The sequence below is a fragment of the Streptoverticillium olivoreticuli subsp. olivoreticuli genome, from assembly GCF_003391135.1.
Taxonomy (GTDB): Bacteria; Actinomycetota; Actinomycetes; order Streptomycetales; family Streptomycetaceae; genus Streptomyces; species Streptomyces blastmyceticus.
Map to the genome: position 1 here is coordinate 6,510,719 of NZ_CP031455.1, position 18,142 is coordinate 6,528,860.

At 68.5% G+C, this 18,142-nt stretch carries 15 protein-coding genes; 7 read left to right on the top strand and 8 right to left on the bottom strand.

Annotated elements, in window-relative coordinates; all coding sequences use genetic code 11:
* Positions 1 to 50 precede the first annotated feature (50 nt).
* On the bottom strand, positions 51 to 1,262 hold the full coding sequence (locus DXZ73_RS29020; protein WP_116213969.1) for an acetate kinase: 1,212 nt from the start codon (positions 1,260 to 1,262) through the stop codon (positions 51 to 53).
* An 89-nt stretch (positions 1,263 to 1,351) separates the two neighbouring features.
* Complete coding sequence (gene pta / locus DXZ73_RS29025) at positions 1,352 to 3,433, bottom strand: phosphate acetyltransferase (RefSeq protein ID WP_116213970.1); 2,082 nt, start codon at positions 3,431 to 3,433, stop codon at positions 1,352 to 1,354.
* Positions 3,434 to 3,634: 201 nt separating this feature from the next.
* Between pta and DXZ73_RS29030 the strand changes: the two genes are divergently transcribed.
* Positions 3,635 to 4,660, top strand: a complete 1,026-nt coding sequence (locus DXZ73_RS29030) for an ATP-dependent 6-phosphofructokinase (RefSeq protein ID WP_116213971.1) — start codon at positions 3,635 to 3,637, stop codon at positions 4,658 to 4,660.
* Positions 4,661 to 4,856: 196 nt separating this feature from the next.
* Positions 4,857 to 5,681 carry an NAD(P)H-binding protein gene (locus DXZ73_RS29035; protein ID WP_116213972.1) on the top strand — a complete coding sequence of 275 codons (825 nt, stop codon included), beginning with the start codon at positions 4,857 to 4,859 and terminating at the stop codon, positions 5,679 to 5,681.
* Between the two features lie 87 nt (positions 5,682 to 5,768).
* On the opposite strand, the gene DXZ73_RS38430 is transcribed toward DXZ73_RS29035, so the two are convergent.
* Together DXZ73_RS38430 and DXZ73_RS29040 are read right to left on the bottom strand one after the other, a co-directional pair.
* The gene (locus DXZ73_RS38430; RefSeq protein ID WP_162890367.1) at positions 5,769 to 5,945 is read right to left on the bottom strand and encodes a hypothetical protein; all 177 of its coding nucleotides are present in this window, start codon (positions 5,943 to 5,945) and stop codon (positions 5,769 to 5,771) included.
* The gene (locus DXZ73_RS29040) at positions 5,942 to 6,133 is read right to left on the bottom strand and encodes a hypothetical protein (protein ID WP_116213973.1); all 192 of its coding nucleotides are present in this window, start codon (positions 6,131 to 6,133) and stop codon (positions 5,942 to 5,944) included. The genes DXZ73_RS38430 and DXZ73_RS29040 overlap by 4 nt, the downstream gene beginning before the upstream one ends.
* Positions 6,134 to 6,411: 278 nt before the next feature.
* Here DXZ73_RS29040 and DXZ73_RS29045 point away from each other — a divergent pair, with 278 nt between their 5' ends.
* The 5 genes from DXZ73_RS29045 (at position 6,412) to DXZ73_RS29065 (ending at position 13,814) form a co-directional block, all read left to right on the top strand.
* On the top strand, positions 6,412 to 7,155 hold the full coding sequence (locus tag DXZ73_RS29045) for an XRE family transcriptional regulator (protein ID WP_162890368.1): 744 nt from the start codon (positions 6,412 to 6,414) through the stop codon (positions 7,153 to 7,155).
* Positions 7,156 to 7,591: 436 nt separating this feature from the next.
* Positions 7,592 to 10,969, top strand: coding sequence for a DUF6531 domain-containing protein (locus DXZ73_RS29050; RefSeq protein ID WP_240351529.1), 3,378 nt, complete (start codon positions 7,592 to 7,594; stop codon positions 10,967 to 10,969).
* Positions 10,881 to 11,969, top strand: a complete 1,089-nt coding sequence (locus tag DXZ73_RS29055) for an RICIN domain-containing protein (RefSeq protein WP_240351530.1) — start codon at positions 10,881 to 10,883, stop codon at positions 11,967 to 11,969. Before DXZ73_RS29050 ends, DXZ73_RS29055 begins: the two co-directional genes overlap by 89 nt.
* 218 nt (positions 11,970 to 12,187) lie before the next feature.
* Positions 12,188 to 13,531: an RHS repeat-associated core domain-containing protein gene (locus tag DXZ73_RS40160; RefSeq protein ID WP_116213975.1), complete on the top strand. Its 1,344-nt coding sequence runs from the start codon at positions 12,188 to 12,190 to the stop codon at positions 13,529 to 13,531.
* A 1-nt stretch (position 13,532) separates the two neighbouring features.
* Positions 13,533 to 13,814, top strand: a complete 282-nt coding sequence (locus DXZ73_RS29065; RefSeq protein WP_116213976.1) for a hypothetical protein — start codon at positions 13,533 to 13,535, stop codon at positions 13,812 to 13,814.
* Positions 13,815 to 13,887: 73 nt separating this feature from the next.
* Here DXZ73_RS29065 and DXZ73_RS29070 read toward each other — a convergent pair whose 3' ends face one another.
* From DXZ73_RS29070 to wecB, 4 genes are all read right to left on the bottom strand, one after another.
* Positions 13,888 to 14,754 (bottom strand): NAD(P)-dependent oxidoreductase, encoded by an 867-nt coding sequence (locus DXZ73_RS29070; protein WP_116213977.1) that lies wholly within the window; start codon positions 14,752 to 14,754, stop codon positions 13,888 to 13,890.
* Between the two features lie 99 nt (positions 14,755 to 14,853).
* On the bottom strand, positions 14,854 to 16,122 hold the full coding sequence (locus DXZ73_RS29075) for a VCBS repeat-containing protein (RefSeq protein WP_116213978.1): 1,269 nt from the start codon (positions 16,120 to 16,122) through the stop codon (positions 14,854 to 14,856).
* A complete protein-coding gene (locus DXZ73_RS29080; RefSeq protein WP_116213979.1) occupies positions 16,119 to 16,862 on the bottom strand; it encodes a hypothetical protein in 744 nt (247 codons plus the stop codon). Before DXZ73_RS29080 ends, DXZ73_RS29075 begins: the two co-directional genes overlap by 4 nt.
* Positions 16,859 to 18,058, bottom strand: coding sequence for a non-hydrolyzing UDP-N-acetylglucosamine 2-epimerase (wecB, locus tag DXZ73_RS29085; protein WP_116213980.1), 1,200 nt, complete (start codon positions 18,056 to 18,058; stop codon positions 16,859 to 16,861). The genes DXZ73_RS29080 and wecB overlap by 4 nt, the downstream gene beginning before the upstream one ends.
* Positions 18,059 to 18,142: the final 84 nt, after the last annotated feature.

Here is an 18,142-nt window from a genome sequence, read left to right on the forward strand (position 1 = left end):
TTCGGAGCGGAATATTCGAGCTGTGGGAAAGGACAGGAGTCCACCCGTGATCAAGCGCTGACCAGGGCGTACGACTGGGTGGCGATCTCCAGCTCCTCGTCGGTGGGCACCACGGCGACGGCGACCCGGGCGTGCTCGGGGGAGATCAGCCGCGGCTCGTCCGCCCGGACGGCGTTGCGGCCGGCGTCCACGGCCAGGCCGAGCTCCTCCAGGCCCGCGACGGCGGCCTCCCGGACGGGGGCGGCGTTCTCGCCCACACCGGCAGTGAAGGCCACGGCGTCGACCTTGCCGAGAACGGCGTAGTACGCGCCGATGTACTTCTTCAGTCGGTGCACGTAGATCTCGAAGGCCAGCGCGGCCTTCTCGTCGCCCGCGTCGATGCGCCGGCGGATCTCGCGCATGTCGTTGTCGCCGCACAGACCGATCAGACCGCTCTTCTTGTTCAGCAGCGAGTCGATCTCGTCGACGGACATGCCGGCGTTGCGCGCCAGGTGGAAGATCACCGCCGGGTCCAGGTCGCCCGAGCGGGTGCCCATGACCAGGCCCTCCAGCGGGGTCAGGCCCATCGAGGTGTCCACGCAGCGGCCGCCGCGGACCGCCGAGGCGGAGGCGCCGTTGCCCAGGTGCAGCACGATGACGTTGACCTCGGACGGGTCCTTGCCCAGCAGCCGCGCGGTCTCGCGGGAGACGTACGCGTGCGAGGTGCCGTGGAAGCCGTAGCGGCGGATGCGGTGCGCGTCGGCGGTCTCCACGTCGATCGCGTAGCGCGCCGCCGACTCCGGCATCGTGGTGTGGAAGGCCGTGTCGAAGACCGCGACCTGCGGCAGGTCCGGGCGGAGCGCCTGGGCGGTGCGGATGCCGGTGATGTTGGCCGGGTTGTGCAGCGGCGCGACCGGGATCAGCCGCTCGATCTCCGCCACCACCTCGTCGGTGATCACGGTCGGCTCGGTGAACTTCTTGCCGCCGTGCACGACCCGGTGCCCGATCGCGGCCAGCTCCGGCGAGTCCAGGCCGAGGCCGTCCGCGGCCAGCTCCCGCGCGACGGCCTGCAGCGCGGCCTCGTGGTCGGCGATCGGCTCCTCGCGCTCGCGCTTCGCGCCACCGGTCGCGAGCGGGGTGTGCGCCAGCCGGGAGGTCTCCTCACCGATGCGCTCGACCAGGCCCACGGCCAGCCGGGAGCGGTCGGCCATGTCGAGCAGCTGGTACTTGACCGACGAGGAGCCGGAGTTGAGGACGAGAACTCGGGTGGGGTTGGCAGTCATGAAGGCTTTCCGGGTCGTTTGTGGGGGGTCTCGCGGGAGGCTCTGTCGGTACGGGGGCCGCGCGGCTCCCGTACCGACAGTAACGGCCGTCAGGGGCGCTGCTCGCCCTGAGCCTGGATGGCGGTGATCGCGACGGTGTTCACGATGTCCTGGACCAGCGCGCCGCGCGACAGGTCGTTGACCGGCTTGCGCAGGCCCTGGAGGACCGGGCCGACCGCGACGGCGCCCGCGGAGCGCTGCACGGCCTTGTAGGTGTTGTTGCCGGTGTTGAGGTCGGGGAAGACCAGCACGGTGGCCTTGCCCGCGACCTCGGAGCCGGGGAGCTTGGTCGCGGCGACCGCGGCGTCCACGGCGGCGTCGTACTGGATCGGGCCCTCGACCAGCAGGTCCGGGCGGCGCTCGCGCACCAGCTCGGTGGCCTTGCGGACCTTGTCGACGTCGGCGCCCGAGCCGGAGGTGCCGGTGGAGTACGACAGCATCGCGATCCGCGGCTCCACGCCGAACTGCGCGGCCGTCGCCGCGGACTGGATGGCGATGTCCGCGAGCTGCTCGGCGTTCGGGTCCGGGTTGACCGCGCAGTCGCCGTAGACGAGCACCCGGTCGGCCAGGCACATGAAGAAGACCGAGGAGACGATCTGCGCGCCCGGCGCCGTCTTGATGATCTCGAAGGCGGGGCGGATGGTGGCGGCGGTGGAGTGCACCGCGCCCGAGACCATGCCGTCGGCCAGGCCCTCCTGGACCATCAGCGTGCCGAAGTACGACACGTCGGCGACGATGTCGTGGGCCAGCTCGACGGTCATGCCCTTGTGGGCGCGCACCTGCGCGTAGAGCTCGGCGAAGCGCTCGCGCAGCTCCGAGGTCTGCGGGTCGACGATCTGCGCCCCGGCCAGGTCGATGCCCAGCTCACCGGCGCGCTTGCGGATCGCGTCCTCCTCGCCCAGCAGGGTGAGGTCGCAGACGTCGCGGCGCAGCAGCACGTCCGCGGCGCGCAGCACGCGCTCCTCGGTGCCCTCCGGCAGCACGACGCGGCGGCGGCCGGAGCGGGAGCGCTCGATCAGCTCGTGCTCGAACATCATCGGGGTGACCCGGCTGGAGCGGGCCACGGAGATGCGGTTCGTCAGCTCGGCGGTGTCCACGTGGCGTTCGAAGAGGCCGAGGGCCGTCTCAGACTTGCGCGGCGACGCGGCGTTGAGCTTGCCCTCGATCGCGAACAGCTCCTGGGCCGTCGGGAAGGAGCCGCCCGGCACCGAGATCACCGGCGTGCCCGGGGCCAGCCGGCCCGCCAGCGCCAGGATGTCCGGGCCCGGCCGCTCGTCGAGGGTCAGCAGCACGCCGGCTATCGGCGGGGCGCCCGCGCTGTGCGCGGCCAGCGCGCCGATGATCAGGTCCGTGCGGTCGCCCGGGGTCACCACCAGGCAGCCCTCGGTCAGCGCCGGCAGGAACGCCGGGAGCATCGCACCGCCGAAGACGAAGTCGCGGGCGTCGCGGTTGAGCCCGGAATCGTCGCCCAGCAGCACCTCGGCACCCAGCTTGCGGACGATCTGCGCCACGGTCGGCGCCGACAGCGAGGCGTCCTCGGGGAGCGCGTAGCAGGGGACCGGCAGGCTCGCGGCGAGCCGCTCGGCCACGGCCGTGCGGTCGGCCGGGGCGACCCGGTTGACGACGAGCGCGACGACGTCGCAGCCCAGCGCCTCGTAGGCGCGGTAGGCGTTGCGCGCCTCGGCCCGCACCGACTCGGCGTCCTGGTCCTGGCCGCCGACGACCGTGATCACGGAGGCGCCGAACTCGTTCGCCAGGCGCGCGTTCAGGGCCAGCTCGTCCGGCAGGTTGGAGCCCACGTAGTCGGTGCCGAGCACCAGCACGTACTCGTACTCTCGGGCGACCGCCAGGAAGCGCTCGACGAGGGCCACGACCAGCTCGTCGGTGCCCCGCTCCGCCTGCAGGGCGGAGGCGTCGCCGTAGGACATGCCGTTGACGCTCTCCGGCGACTGGTTCAGCCGGTAGCGGGAGCGCAGCAGGTCGAACAGGCGGTCCGGGCCGTCACCGTGGACGAGCGGGCGGAAGACACCCACCCGGTCGACATGGCGGGTCAGGAGCTCCATGACTCCCAGCTCGATGACCTGGCGGCCGTCGCCCCGGTCGGTCCCGGTCACGTACACGCTGCGCGTCACGCGTGCTCTCCTTGCTCCATCGCCGTGTTTATGCGGTAAAAAATTACCCGTTATGGTGGGCTTGCCCTCTTGACAATACCTGCGCCCCTGGATAAGGCGCGCGTCAGTGGGCGGTTCATGAGGTGCGCACACCCACCTCCCGGCCCGTGAAACAATCGGTTCGGCTCACATGTACCAGTAGCGAGCAGGAGACACAGCCAGATGCGCATCGGAGTCCTCACCGCAGGCGGCGACTGCCCCGGCCTGAACGCTGTCATCCGCTCGGTGGTGCACCGCGCGGTCGTCGGCCACAACGACGAGGTGATCGGCTTCGAGGATGGCTTCAAGGGCCTGCTCGACGGCCGCCACCGCAAGCTCGACCTCGACGCTGTCAGCGGCATCCTCGCCCGCGGCGGCACCATCCTCGGCTCCTCCCGCCTGGAGCGCGCCCGGCTGCGCGAGGCCTGCGAGAGCTCCAAGGAACTCGCCCGCGACCTCGGCATCGACGTGCTCATCCCCATCGGCGGCGAGGGCACGCTCACGGCGTCCAAGATGCTCTCCGACGCGGGCCTGCCCGTCGTCGGCGTGCCGAAGACCATCGACAACGACATCTCCTCCACCGACCGCACCTTCGGCTTCGACACCGCCGTCGGTGTCGCCACCGAGGCCATCGACCGGCTGAAGACCACCGCCGAGTCGCACCAGCGCGTCATGGTCGTCGAGGTCATGGGCCGCCACGCGGGCTGGATCGCCCTGGAGTCCGGCATGGCCGGCGGCGCGCACGGCATCTGCCTGCCGGAGCGCCCCTTCGACGTCGCCGACCTGGTCACCATGGTCGAGGAGCGGTTCGCCCGCGGCAAGAAGTTCGCCGTCATCTGCGTCGCCGAGGGCGCGCACCCGGCCGAGGGGTCCATGGAGTACGCCAAGGGCGCCATAGACCAGTTCGGCCACGAGCGCTTCGCCGGCATCGGCACCAAGCTCGCGGCGGAGCTGGAGAAGCGCCTCGGCAAGGAGGCCCGCCCGGTCATCCTCGGCCACGTCCAGCGCGGCGGCACGCCCACCGCGTACGACCGCGTCCTCGCGACGCGCTTCGGCTGGCACGCGGTCGAGGCCGCCCACCGGGGCGACTTCGGCCGGATGACCGCGCTGCGCGGCACGGACATCAAGATGGTGCCGCTCGCGGACGCGGTGACCGAGCTGAAGCGGGTGCCTGAGAGCCGCATGGACGAGGCGGAGTCGGTCTTCTAGACCGTCGACTCAAGACCGGCTGCCAAGGCCCGGTACCGGAATTCCGGTACCGGGCCTTGGCGTTCATCTGTCGCACGGGGGAATTCCGGGGCCCGGTGGTGAGTTGAGAAGGCTGTTCGTCAGGTTCGGGCGGACGATCGGATCACGGCCGGGCGGTGCCCGGCACTCGTCGCTCCATCCGTCGACAGGAGATCCCATGACGATTCTGGTGACCGGCGCGCGCGGTCGTGTGAGCGCGGCCGTACTGAGTGACCTGCGGGAGCGTGGCGCGGTGGTGCGGGCCGCCGGGCGCAGGCCCGAGGAGAGCGGGGCGGCGGCCGTGCGGCTCGACCTCTCCGAGCCCGGCACGTTCGAGGCCGCTCTCGACGGGGTCCGCAAGGTGTTCCTGTACGCGGATCCCGCGGGCATCGGCGCGTTCCTCGACGCGGCGCGCGCCGCGGGCGTGGAGCACATCGTGCTGCTGTCGTCGCTGTCGGCGGCGGAGAAGGACCCGGAGTCGAACGCGATCGGCGCGTTCCACGTTGCTGCGGAGCGGGCGCTGACCGGATCGGGCATCGACTGGACGCTCGTGCGGCCCGGCGCGTTCGCCACGAACGCGCTCCAGTGGGCGTCCTCGATCCGTGCGGAGGGTGTGGTGCGGTCCGCGTTCCCGGGCGCGCACAACTCGCCCGTGCACGAACGGGACATCGCCGCGGTGGCGGTCCAGGCGCTGCTCGACGACGCGCACCGCAAGGCGACGTACCACCTGACCGGGCCCGAGTCGCTCAGCGAGGAGCAGATGGTCGGGCTCGTCGCGCGCGCCATCGGCAAGCCGGTCCGGATCGAGCTGGTCAGCCGCGAGGAGGAGCACGCGCGTACGGCGCGGTTCGCGACCCCTGCCATCGCCGACGCCCTGCTCGCGTACCGCGTCGCGCACGACGGCGTACCCGCCGCGGTGCACGACGGCGTGCGGGAGGCCACGGGGCGTCCGGCCGTCCCGTTCTCGCAGTGGGCGAAGGACCACGCGGCCGACTTCCAGTGATTCGCTGACGGCAGGCCCGCACGCGCTCAGGGATCCTCGAGGGCGTGCGGGCCGTCTCGGAGCCCGTCCGCACTTGTGCTCGCTGTCTCAGCAGCGGGGGCGGAGCGGGATTGGGACCGAGGCGCCGGAATGCGCGTCGTTCTGGTGGCGCCGTAGATCGGCGTCGGCCGCACGCACCTCTTGGTGCTCGCCGCAGCGGAAGGCGGCGGCGCGGGTGAGGGTGAGCCGTGCGCAGGTGAGGCACCAGGTGTTGTCCGACTTCATGGGCTCACTCGATGCGCGTCGTAGAAGTGCCGCATGGCGCGCTCGGCGCAGGCCGCCTCGGCGGTGGCGTCCCGTCGGGACCGGGCCAGGGCCCGGGCGCCGTCCAGCTGGCGGCACGTGCGGCAGCTCTTGGCGTCCCCTTTGACGATCGTGTACGGCCCCGCGGAGGCGTGCGCGACAGCGATCATGTACGGCCCCCGATGCTGCGCTTGTTGGTCTCGCGGACCTTGTCGCGGAGAGCGGCGTCGCGCTTCTCCGTGTCAGGTGTGTCGTTCATGGCCTGTCCTTCCTCATCCGGCCTTCGGACGGCCTGGTCGGCTCGCCTCGGGTGGCACGGGGCCATCTTCGGCTCCCAAGAAGGACGTATCGGCCTTGAACTCCGGACAGTTGGGCTGTTTCGGCGCTAGCGTGGAAGACGTCCCAAACGTCTGGAGGCTGGGTCTTGAACACTGCTCTGCGATCGGCTATGGCCGATGCCGGCCTCACCCCTCGCAAGCTGGCCATGAGAGTCGGGGTGTCAGGCAAGACCGTGGAGCGGTGGCTGAACGATCCGGAGTTGATTCCGCACCGGAAGAACCGCCAAGACGCCTGCGTCGAGCTGGGAGTTGACGAAGAGATGCTGTGGCCGAAATCCGTGAAGGACCGCATCAAGACCGGTACGGACAGGGAACTGGTCCACAGCTATCCCTACCGGTCCGCGTGTCCGTCCACGGTGTGGGGAGGGCTGATCGAGAGCTCTTCCCAGGATCTCCTCTTCGCCGGATACACGAATTACTTCCTCTGGCTGGACCAGCCCGACTTCGTCGGCACTCTGCGCCGCAAGGCGGGCGAAGGATGCCGGGTGCGCTTCCTTCTGGGTGACCCGGAAGGTGACGTCACGCGTCAGCGCGAGCAGCTCGAAGACGTCGCGCTGACGGTTTCCACGCGCATCAGGATCACCTTGGAGCATCTGGGGAAGCTGGGCGCCGCGGACGGGGTGGAGGCCCGCTTCTCCGCTCCCGCGGATGCGGTCAACCATGTCTCACTTTCCGTCTTTCGCTCCGATGACGAGCTTTTGGTGACCCCACATCTGGCGCGGCTGGTCGGGCACGACTCCCCGCTGCTGCACTTGCGCCGCCAAGGTGACTGCGGGCTGTTCTCCCGCTTCGCCGAGCACTCCGAAGAGTTGTGGGAGAGGGGCGTGCCCGTAGAGGTTCCGGCCGAAGGCTGAGCGTCTGCGCCTTGACGGCAGCACGCACCTCATCCGGCGAGTTCCAGCCAAAAGGGATCGCCACGCCCAAAGGGCCTGTGACTCTGCAGGTGAGTCGAGTCCGCTAAACGCACATTCTCGGCCATGGATTCGAGTTTCCGCCCCCGGTCACGCCTGTGTGACAGATGATCCCCTCGTTTTCCATCAGGAGAGGGTGGGGTGAGTCATGTTCAAATCTGCGCGGCGTAGTCTTGTCATAACCTTGACATGCGCATTACTTGCAACCGTGGGGGTCGCCGACACGGCCTGGGCCAGGGCGGCAGTTGATCGAAGTGGGCCGCACACAGTGCCCACTGTCGCAACACGTACGGCGAAGGACCTGCCGAAGCCGCCCAAGGCCATGACCTTGGCACAGCGCAAGGCTCAGGTGCGTAGTTCGCAGGGGAGCTACTCGCCGATGCGCGAGTTTCTCAAGCCGAAGCCTCCGCAGTCACCCGCCGAGTCCGCTCCGAAGCCTGACAAGCCGCTGAAGATCGGACCGGCGGCGAAGCCTGCGCAGGGGTCGCCCGCGCGTGTTGCGGCAGGAGTGCCCAACCCGGACTGGGTATCGGCCTACGCGAGCGCCTACCCGGGCATGCTGTCGATCGGCGGACAGGCGAAGTTCTCGTCGGTCAGCGCGTCATCCGTCTCCGGGCTGTGGCTGTATGTCATGGACGAGAACAAGTACCCGGTCCTTCAGCAGGAGATCAAGCGCTCAACCGGCGACCCGACGGGTAAGTACCTCGAGAACGGGGCTTGGTGCTACGGCTGGTGGCCGTCCAATCCATACCCTGCCGACCAGTGCTTCTGGTGGAGTTCTTCTCTGAATGGTGGACATCTCCAAGACGGCAAGAAGTACTACGCCTGGATCTTCCTGGAGGGGACGGACGGTTCGGGGAGCCCCGGAGGAACGACGTCGCCGTTCGTCCAGGCCTTCTACACACCGGACATTCCCGGGGCACAGGCCGGGCTCTGCAACTGCTACGGGCAGGTACGCCGCGCGGATCCGGTGAACACCGCCACTGGAGCGTTCTACGACCGGAGCACGGACGTTGCCCTGGTCGGTGTTGGCACTCCCTTTTCGCTGGACCGCACCTACAGGTCCGATTCGGGTGAAGCCGGGCTCCTCGGCCGAGGCTGGTCGACTCCTTTCGACTCCAAGCTGACGATCGCCACAGGCAACAGCGCCACGCTCCAGGACGCGGACGGTGCTCGGGTGGTGTTCAAAGACCAGGGAGGTGGCAACAGCTATACGGCCCCGGCAGGCTCGTCACTCGTGCTCACCAAGGTGGGGGCGGCGTACACCGTCACCAGCCCTGATGGAACTCGGCGTACGTTCAGCACCTCGGGTCAGCTGACCTCCATTACGGGCGCCGGCGGCCAGGGACTTACGTTGGCCTATTCGTCCGGGCGTCTCGCATCGGTCAAGGACGCGGCGGGGCGCTCGGTCTCGTTCACCCTGGACGGTTCGGGGCTGCTGACCCAAGTGGCACTGCCGGACGGCACGTCGGTTTCCTACGGTTACACCGATGGCCTGCTGACGTCCGTGAAGGACCAAATCGGCAAGACCAGCACGTACACCTACGACGGCAACAAGCGACTTTCCATTGCCACCGGGCGCGGCGGTGGGAAGGTCTCGAACACGTACGACGCTTCAGGGCGAGTGGTCTCACAGACGGATGGCTCGGGCAAAACGTCGACGTTTATCTGGGACAACAAGCGCGAGTCCCATGTGACCGATCCGAACGGCGGCGTCTGGACCGACGTGTACTCCGGCAACGTGCTGCTGGAAAGCCTCAACCCGTACGGCGACAAGGTCTCGTACAGCTACGACCGGAATCTGCATCCCGTCTCCATCACGGACGCGTCCGGCAACACGACGGAGATGACATACGATGCGGCCGGCCACCTGATCACGCGGAGATCCCCCTCCTCGGTGGGGCTGGCGGAGACCTGGAACTACGATGCCCAGGGAAATATCTCCAGTCACACTGATGGCCGGGGCAAGGCTTCAACATATGCCTATGACAAGGCCAATCGGGTAGTAGTCGGCAAGGACCCTGCGGGCGGTACGGTCGCTTACTCGTACACGGAGCAAGGCGCCCTTGCGAGCGTCACCACGCCGCGAGGCAGGACAACGGCCTACATCCATGACGCGGCGGGCAACCGCACTGCGGTGACGACGCCGCTCGGTGAGAAGACGACCTTCCGCTATGACGCAGCCGGTCGGGTCACTGCGATGACAGACCCGCGCGGCAATGTCGCAGGCGCCGAACCCGTCGCCTTCACCACGACCTATACCTATGACGGGCGGGGTCTCCTCAGCGCGGCAACGGATCCCTTGGGACATACGACCGCCTATGGCTACGACGGTGCCGGTCGCCTCACCTCCGTGAAGGACCCGGCAGGGCGCATCACTGCGTATGCCTACGACAGTTCCGGCCGCCTCACGGAAACCACCAACCCGGCCGGCAAGAAGCAGACCCGTGCCTACGACGCCAACGGGAACCTCGCCTCGGTCACCGACGCCCTCGGCAACCGGACCACCTACGCCTATGACAAGGCGAACCGGCTGATCAGTGTGGTCTCGCCGCGTGGCAATGTCTCCGGGGCCAACGCAGCGGCCTACACCACGAGCTACGGCTACGACGCCAACGGCAACCGCACGAAGGCGACCGACCCCACGGGAGCCGTGACCACTTCCGCTTACGACGCACTGGGCCGTCTCGTCTCGGTCACCGATGCCCTCGGGCAGACCAGCAGCACGACATACGACGCCAATGACAACGTCCTGACATCCACCGACCCCCTTGGAAACGTCACACGCCACAGCTACACCGATACGGGGCTGCCGGCCACCTCGACGGATCCGCTCGGCAAAGTCACCTCGTTCGACTACGACGCCGACGGTCACCGGACGAGGATGACCAGCCCGGAAGGGCGTACGACCACCTGGTCCTACGACGACGACGGCCGTGCGGCCACTCAGGTCGATCCCCGCGGCAACGTCGGCGGCGCGGACGCGGCGCAGTTCACCACCTCCTACACCTATGACCCCGCGGGCAACCAGACCAAGGTGACCGACCCGCTGGGCAAGTCGACCAGCACCGCCTACGACGCGACGAACCGCGCTGTGTCGGCCACGGACGAACTGGGCCGAACGGCCAAGACCGACTACGACGACCTCGGTCGCGTCGCCGCCGTCACTGGCCCGGACGGCGCTGCCACCCGGTACACGTACAACACGGCCGGTGACCTCGCGACGCGCAAGGACCCCAACGGACACACGACCACCTACGGGTACGACGACGCGGGACGACAGACATCCGTCACCGACCCGCTCGGCCGTCAGAAGACCTACGGCTACGACGAGAGCGGCAACCGCACCGCCACCACCAATGCCCGCGGCGTCACGGCGAGGACCGACTTCGACGCCCGCGGGCTACCCCGCGTCACCACCTATACCGACAGCACACCGACCGTGACCGTGGCCTACGACGCGATCGGTCAGCGGCGCTCCGTCACCGACGGCACCGGCCCGCACCCTGGACTACGACGCTGCCGGCCATTTGACGGCAGTCACCCCCAGCGCGGGGAAGGGTGTCTTCTCCTACGCCTACGACGACACTGGGCGCATCACCGAGCGGACCAGCGACATCGGAAGCACCGGCCCGACGGGTGCGGTGGTGGGTGTCAACGGTCTATGCGTGGACGTGGACAACGGGCAGACGAAGGACGGCACGGCCATTCAGTCGTGGACGTGCGCCGGCGTTCCCGCTCAGCAGTGGAGCTATGACGGTGCCCACCTGAAGGCCCTGGGCAAATGCGCCGCCGCCACCGGTCCAGGCCGGGGCGCGCAGGTCAAGCTGGCCACCTGCTCCAACGATGCTCTTCAGCGCTGGACGATCCGCGACAACGGCGAGTTGATCAATGCCGCGGGTGGCAAGTGCATGGAGATTTCGAACGGTACCAACAGCCTGGGTACGCCGATCACGACCTGGGACTGCTTGGACGTCGCCTGGCACCACTGGAACCTTCCGCGCCCGACGGGTGCGGTGGTGGGTGTCAACGGTCTATGCGTGGACGTGGACAACGGGCAGACGAAGGACGGCACGGCCATTCAGTCGTGGACGTGCGCCGGCGTTCCCGCTCAGCAGTGGAGCTATGACGGTGCCCACCTGAAGGCCTTGGGCAAATGCGCCGCCGCCACCAGTTCCAACAAGGGAGCGCAGGTCAAGCTCAACACGTGCTCCAACGACGTTCTCCAGCGCTGGACCTTCCGCGACGACGGCGCACTCGTGAATGCCGCGGGTGGCAAGTGTATGGAGATCTCGAACGGTACCAACACGCTGGGTACGCCGATCACGACCTGGGACTGCCTGGACGTCGCCTGGCATCACTGGACTCTGCCCAAGGCCGCGATAGCGACCAACACCATCCGATACGGCTATGACGGTGACGGCCTGCGGACTTCGGAGACGACCGCGGCAGGCACCATCGCCTACAGCTACGACCCCGATGGTCACCTGACGACCGTGCGCTGCCCGCCGCCAACGGCTACGTGGAGAAGCGCGCGTATGACAACGCCGGTCGTCTCACTGCCGTCAGTAACGTCAAGGGACTCTCTGCGCTTTCCAGTTGGTCGCAGACCCTCGACGATGCAGGACAGCCGGTCCGGATCGACGTCACCCGTGCGGGTAAACCGGCCGGCTACCAGTACTACGACTACGACCCCGCCGGTCGACTTACCACCGAGTGTGCGGCCGCCACGAAGGCGGGCAAGTGCCCGGACCTGACCACGGCCACGACCTATAGCTACGACCAGGTCGGCAACCGGCAGACGCAGAATCAGGCAGGTGTCAGCACCACCTACAAGTACGACGATGCCGACCAGCTCACCCAGTCAGTCGCAGGCTCCGCAACCCGCGGCTTCACGTACGACGCCGACGGAAACCAGACCGGCGCAGGTGGTGACACCTTCGCCTATGACGCCAACAACCGCCTGATCAAGGTGATGTCAGGCGGGACTGCCTATTCCTACGGTTACGATGCCGACGGCAATCGCGCCATAGCGTCAAAAGACGGCGGCGGACTGCAGCGCACCACGGCCTGGGACATCAACAACGCTCTGCCCCTGGCAGCCGCAGACTACGACGGCAATGGCGCCTTACAAGCCGAATACCGGTACAGTCCGCGCGGCCAGATCCAGGCGGAGACAACGGGCGGTAGCACCTACTACCACCACCGAGACCTGCTCGGATCCGTCAGTGATCTTACGGACACCAACGGCAATCTTCAGACCAGTTACACCTACACCGCGTTCGGCGAAGGCAGCCAGACCGATGCCACCGCCAAGCCCCCGGCCAACCCCTTCTCATACGCGGGTGCCTACCGGGAGCCGACGACCAGTGCCGCGGGCTACTACCTCCGTGCCCGTAACTACGACCCGGTCACGGGACGTCTCACCGGCACCGACCCGGCTCCCGCTCCTGTCGGCCAGCCCTATGCCTCGGCTTACCCGTACGCGGCCAACGCCCCGACTCGGTACACCGACCCCACCGGCTGGACCCCGGACGACCCCAATGACGACCACATCAAGTCGTTCAGCGAAGGCGCCAAGGTCTTCGGCAGTGGCTTCGTAGAGGGTCTCAAGCTCCCGTTTGAATTCGTCGGAGACATCTTCAACGCCTTCACCGGAAAGAATGGCGGTGCGGGCGGCTTCGTCGACAAGTACCTTCCCGTCCGTCCTGCCTATCGGCTCTACCGAGCCGCGGAGATGTTCCGCGACCAAGGCTGTGAGGCGCTCTACGACACCTACAGCCGGGCCGCCGACGACCTTGCGATGCAAATCGCTGCCACGGGGCTCGGCGGGTTGCGGGGCTGGCAGAAGGATGCGGTCTTCCCGCCGACCGGTGGGCGCTACTACGGCGGCAGGAGCGAGACCCGATTCGGGCTCCCGTACTACACGCCGGAGCACTTGTCGTCGAAGGAGCGCATCAACCCTGAAGGTGGGCAGGTGAACTGCGGGTTGTGCGCGACGGCCGGCGATGACCTCATGGCGGGCAAGAACCCCAACTCCGTTCCTGGAGCCAATCACCCGATGACCCGCGAAGACGTGTCTGCGCTGACTGGGCGCCCCTTCGTGCAGAAGGGTGGACTGAACTCAGTCGTCAAGGACATGCTCAGCTGGGGACCTGGAGCGCGAGGAATTGTCGGCGCGTGGCCGACCCGCGGCCTGGGACACTACTTCAATGTAGTGAATGTCGATGGCCAGGTGGTCTTCCTCGACTTCCAGCAAGGGCGGGCCAATCCTGCCGCTCCGCGATACCGAAACTACTACCTCATGAGGACGAACTGACATGCTTGATCGCAAGGAAGCTCAGGAGCGAGCCGATAGGTTCCTGGCTGTGCAGAGCCGGACTTGGCCGTCGAGTAATGTTCGGCTCGACCTGGAGTACTGCTTCATCGAAGGTGACCGGTTCATCGCACCCTACGACGGCATCGGGTTCCTCGATCACGGCGACGAGGACGCTCGGCTCGGCGGCAATATGCCGATCTACGTCGATCTCAACACGGGAGAGTGCGGTTTCATCACCATGGCCGACGTAGATGACTTCTATGCCCGTGGGCTGTTCGGATAACACAGCCCTCCCATGAGACGTGGTGCCCGGCCTCACAGAAGCCGGGCACCACGCCCATTCGGGGCCCTGCCCGTCAATTCTTCAGCAGCTCGACAATGCCCGTGACATCCTCCGCTCCGTGGCCATCCGCCACCTGACGCGCCATCAACGGTCCCATCGGGGCCAGGAGTTCGGGGCTCAGGCCCTGGGATTCGGCGGTGCTGAGGAGGTTGGTGAAGCCCGCCGACTGCATGGCGATGTTGGATACGACGCCGCTCGCGTAGTCACCGGTCTCGATCTGGTGCGCGTAGTGCGGGATCCCCGCAGCCATCGCGGTGATGAATTCCCGGAGCAGAGGGGCGAACTCCGCCGCCGGTACCCGCTCCGTGCCCACCAGGGCCAGTGCGTGGAAGGCGCCCGCGAACATGCCGTACATGCCGCTGAGGAGCGCGATGTCGTGGAGTGCGGCCGGGCCGGGATCCTCCCCCACGAAGTGCGGTGTGCCCAGGAGTTGCAGTGCCGGGGCGAATGCGTCGAAGGCCGGGCGTGAGCCGCTGCAGAAGAGGAACGCCTGGTCCGTGCCGATGGCCGACGGGATCGCCATGATGCCGCCGTCGACGTAGGCGATGTTGTGCCCGGCCGCCCACCGGGCCATCTCGCGGGCCTGTGCCGGGGTGCCGTTGGTGAGGTTGACGATGGTGCGGTCGGCCAGCTCGGCCGCGACCGGGTCCAGGGTCTTGTGCACGGAGTCGTGGTCCAGCAGGCAGACGACGACCAGCTCGCTCGCGGTCACGGCCGCGGCGACGTCGCCCGCCGCGGCCGCGCCGAGGGCGGCGAGCGGCTTCGCCTTGCCGGGCGTGCGGTTCCACACGGTGGTCGGGTGGCCGCCGGTGACGAACGCGGTGGCCAGGGCCGAGCCCATGGCGTCCAGGCCGAGGACGGTGACGGGGGACTCGCTCATCAGGGGTGCTCCAGGTCGTTCGGTGGTCATCTGCTCGGCGCCGTGACCAGCCTCGCCGACACCCCGACCCGCCTCAAGTACGCGCAAAAAAGTGGGCACTTACCCCGAGGTGCGTGCGGTCCCCTGCTCGGTCCTGTTGCGGTAGAGCATGAGTTTGGCGTCCTTGGCCACGTAGTAGTTCTGCACCGAGTACGCGATCGTGGCGAAGTCGAGTCGGCCGTCACCGTCGAAGTCGGCGGTGGCGATGCGGGCCACGGACTCGTCGGACACCCGCCACTTGGCGAAGACGCCCTTCTCCAGGTCGACGGCCTTGTAGTACATGACGCCCTGCCAGGGCCACGGGCCGCGCAGCGCGACGAGGAACTCGTCCTCACCGTCGCCGTCGAAGTCCGCGCACACCACCTGGTGTCCGGGGCCCTCGCCGTTCTCGTTGGGGTCGCCGTAGACGTCGAGCAGCACGCGCCGCCACGTCACGCCGTCCGGGCCGTCGCCGCCCTCCTTGGTGTAGACGGCGACGGTGTTGCCGTGGAACGGCTCGATGGCCGCGACGTAGGCCATCGGGTCGTCCCCCACGCGGCCGGCGTCCATGTCGCCGCTGCCGCGGAAGCCGGTCTGTTCGAACTGGGTGCGCTCGCCGGTCCCGATCAGGTCCCGCTTCCACTGCCGGGTGGCGGCATCGAAGTGGAGCCAGGTGACGCCCTCGTCGGAGGCGAGCAGGAGGGAGTCGAGGTCGGAGCCGGGGATCAGGCCCTTCTTCTTCTCCGCGCCGTGGATCATGCGGAAGTGGCTGTCGTCGATGACGGTCATCGGCCATTCCTCGGCGCTGTACACATCGTCCGGCTGGGTGAACAGCACGACGGGCAGGACCGCGTGCACGTCCTCCTTGGCGACGATCGGCAGACCGATGATCTCCAGCTTCTCGGTCTGGGTGAAGTGACCGATCCGCAGCCGGTGCATGCCGGTGGCGCGTCCGATGTAGTGGCGCTTCCAGCGGGACTCGTCCTTGTCGGGGCTGCCCGGGTTCTCCAGCCAGTCGATCTTTCCGCCCTGGGTGTCCGGGTCGTGGATGGTGCCGATCGGCCCGTACAGCTCGTAGCAGAGGACGATGTCGGGGTGCCCGTTGCCGCTGATGTCGGCGTAGTCCGCGCCCACCGGCATCCTGATCCGGTCGGCGACCAGGCGGCGGGTCCAGTCGGGGTTCTGGTACCAGTAGATCTCGCCCAGCGAGAGGCCGTAGCCGAACAGGTCCGGCCGTGAGTCGTTGTCGATGTCGGGCGACTCCAGCCAGTAGCCGTCGCGCAGTTGGTCGGTCACCACCTCGGGGGCGAACGACGGGACGCGGATGTCCGGTGTGCTGTCCTGGGTCATCGGTTCGTCCTCCTGTGGTACTCGACGGCGAGCCATACGCAGTCGGTGTCGGCGCGGTACTGGTGCCAGGGGTAGGTGAAGGTGCCGTCGGGTCCGGTGGCACAGAAGGGCTGGGGGGTGGTGTAGCCCGGGGCCATCAGCAGGTCCTCGTAGAGGGAACCGTGGTCGGGCGTACGGAACTTCTGCATCCGGCCGATGCCGAGGACCTGGGTGTGCACCTCGATGAAGTCGTGCAGGTTGTGGATGGCGCAGTCGGTCCCGGCGGGCGCGAACCAGAGGTTGACCCGGACCTCGAACTCCTCCTGGCGCCCCGTCGGGTCCGGCTCCCCGAGGGCCGCGGCCGGGTCCAGCAGGACGGTGCCGGCGTCGTCCTGCGGTCCGCGCCACAGGGGGGTGTCCCGGGGGAAGGCCGGGCCGGGGGCGTCCGGCTCGGGCGCGGGCGCGTCGCCGAGCAGGGAGGCGTACAGGTTCCAGCCCGGCCCGGAGACGACGTCCGCGGCCGCCGCGGTCTCGTCGACGCGCAGCAGGATCAGGGAGTCGGCCAGCCGGATGCGGGTGTCGACGAGGATCGTGGACGAGAAGGGCGGGATGCTCTTGACCGGGCTCTCGTCGACGACGGCCGGGCGGGCTCCGGTGTTGACGACGATGGTCCGCCCCCGCACGGGCAGATCCTTGGCGTTCTCGACCCGCAGCGCGGCGATTCCGGGCGCGGAACAGGCCAGGGGGACAGGGGCGTTCACCGGGTCTCCGCGTACACGTCGTCGGTGACCAGCGCCGCGGCGAACGCGTCGATGTCGCTGCCGGGGACGAAGGGCGCCACGGCGGGGCCCTCGCCGAAGAAGTGCCGCACCGCCGCGACGGTCCGCTCGCTCGCCAGGCCGTCGCCGTAGGGGTTGGCGGCGGTGGCCGTGCTCTTGTACTTCTGCTCGTCGTCGAGCAGCGCACCGACCTCGGCGACGATGCCCGCGGTGGTCCGGCCGACGAGCCGCGCGGTGCCGGCCACCACGGCCTCGGGCCGCTCGGTGATCTCCCGCAGGACCAGCGTCGGTTTGCCGAGGGCGGGGCCCTCCTCCTCCGCGCCGCTGCTGTCGGAGAGGATCAGGTCGCTGCGCCGCATCAGGCGGCAGAAGCTCAGGTACGGCAGCGGGTCCACGACGGTGATGTCGGGGTGGGCGCCGATCACCGGCAGCATCGCCTCGCGCACCACGGGGTTGCGGTGCAGCGGGACGACGACGCGCACCTCGGGCCGGGAGGCGATCTCCACCAGGGCGGCGGCTATCTCGGGCAGCTTCTCCCAGGACTCCCTGCGGTGCGCGGAGGCCAGGACGACGCAGCGCGGGTCGTCGTCCAGGTCCTCGAGGGCGGGGTCGCCGTAGCCGTCGGCGTTCTCCCCCGCCCAGCGGAGGGCGTCGATCACGGTGTTGCCGGTGACGACGATGCTGTTCTCGCCGATGCCCTCGCGGATGAGGTTGGCGCTGTTGCCCGGGGTGGGGGCCAGGTGCAGGGCGGCGATCTGGCCGACGAGGCGGCGGTTGGCCTCTTCGGGGAAGGGCGAGTGCAGGTTGCCGCTGCGCAGCCCCGCCTCGATGTGGATGACGGGGATCCGCTGGTGCAGCCCGAACAGCGCGCCCGCCAGCGTCGTCGCCGTGTCGCCGTGCACCATGACGGCCTCGGCCCCCAGGTCGGCCGCCCGTTCCGACAGGCCGCGCAGCGACCGGTAGGTCACCTCGGAGAGCGTCTGCCGGGGCGCCATGATGCCCAGGTCGATGTCCGGCTTCAGGCCGAAGGCGGCGAGGGTCTCGTCGAGCATCTGCTGGTGCTGGCCGGTGGAGATGACGATGGGCTCGAATCGCGGATCCGCCTGGAGCGCCTTGATGACGGGGGCGCATTTGATGGCTTCCGGCCGGGTGCCGAGAACGATGGCGACAGAACGCATGGCTGTCCTTTCTCGCAACTTCTCGTGGACGACGAAAAGCTGGTTCAGGAAATGGGGGAACCGGAGTCGGGAGAATGGGGGGAA

Excerpts from the sequence above, each read along its gene's own strand:
- DXZ73_RS29070 (WP_116213977.1), bottom strand. The coding sequence starts at position 14,754 with ATGAGCGAGTCCCCCGTCACCGTCCTCGGCCTGGACGCCATGGGCTCG.
- DXZ73_RS29030 (WP_116213971.1), top strand. The coding sequence starts at position 3,635 with ATGCGCATCGGAGTCCTCACCGCAGGCGGCGACTGCCCCGGCCTGAAC.
- DXZ73_RS29035 (WP_116213972.1), top strand. The coding sequence starts at position 4,857 with ATGACGATTCTGGTGACCGGCGCGCGCGGTCGTGTGAGCGCGGCCGTA.
- DXZ73_RS29075 (WP_116213978.1), bottom strand. The coding sequence starts at position 16,122 with ATGACCCAGGACAGCACACCGGACATCCGCGTCCCGTCGTTCGCCCCC.
- DXZ73_RS29045 (WP_162890368.1), top strand. The coding sequence starts at position 6,412 with ATGGCCGATGCCGGCCTCACCCCTCGCAAGCTGGCCATGAGAGTCGGG.
- DXZ73_RS29020 (WP_116213969.1), bottom strand. The coding sequence starts at position 1,262 with ATGACTGCCAACCCCACCCGAGTTCTCGTCCTCAACTCCGGCTCCTCG.
- DXZ73_RS29065 (WP_116213976.1), top strand. The coding sequence starts at position 13,533 with ATGCTTGATCGCAAGGAAGCTCAGGAGCGAGCCGATAGGTTCCTGGCT.
- DXZ73_RS29040 (WP_116213973.1), bottom strand. The coding sequence starts at position 6,133 with ATGATCGCTGTCGCGCACGCCTCCGCGGGGCCGTACACGATCGTCAAA.
- DXZ73_RS38430 (WP_162890367.1), bottom strand. The coding sequence starts at position 5,945 with ATGAAGTCGGACAACACCTGGTGCCTCACCTGCGCACGGCTCACCCTC.
- wecB (WP_116213980.1), bottom strand. The coding sequence starts at position 18,058 with ATGCGTTCTGTCGCCATCGTTCTCGGCACCCGGCCGGAAGCCATCAAA.
- DXZ73_RS29050 (WP_240351529.1), top strand. The coding sequence starts at position 7,592 with ATGCGCGAGTTTCTCAAGCCGAAGCCTCCGCAGTCACCCGCCGAGTCC.
- DXZ73_RS40160 (WP_116213975.1), top strand. The coding sequence starts at position 12,188 with ATGTCAGGCGGGACTGCCTATTCCTACGGTTACGATGCCGACGGCAAT.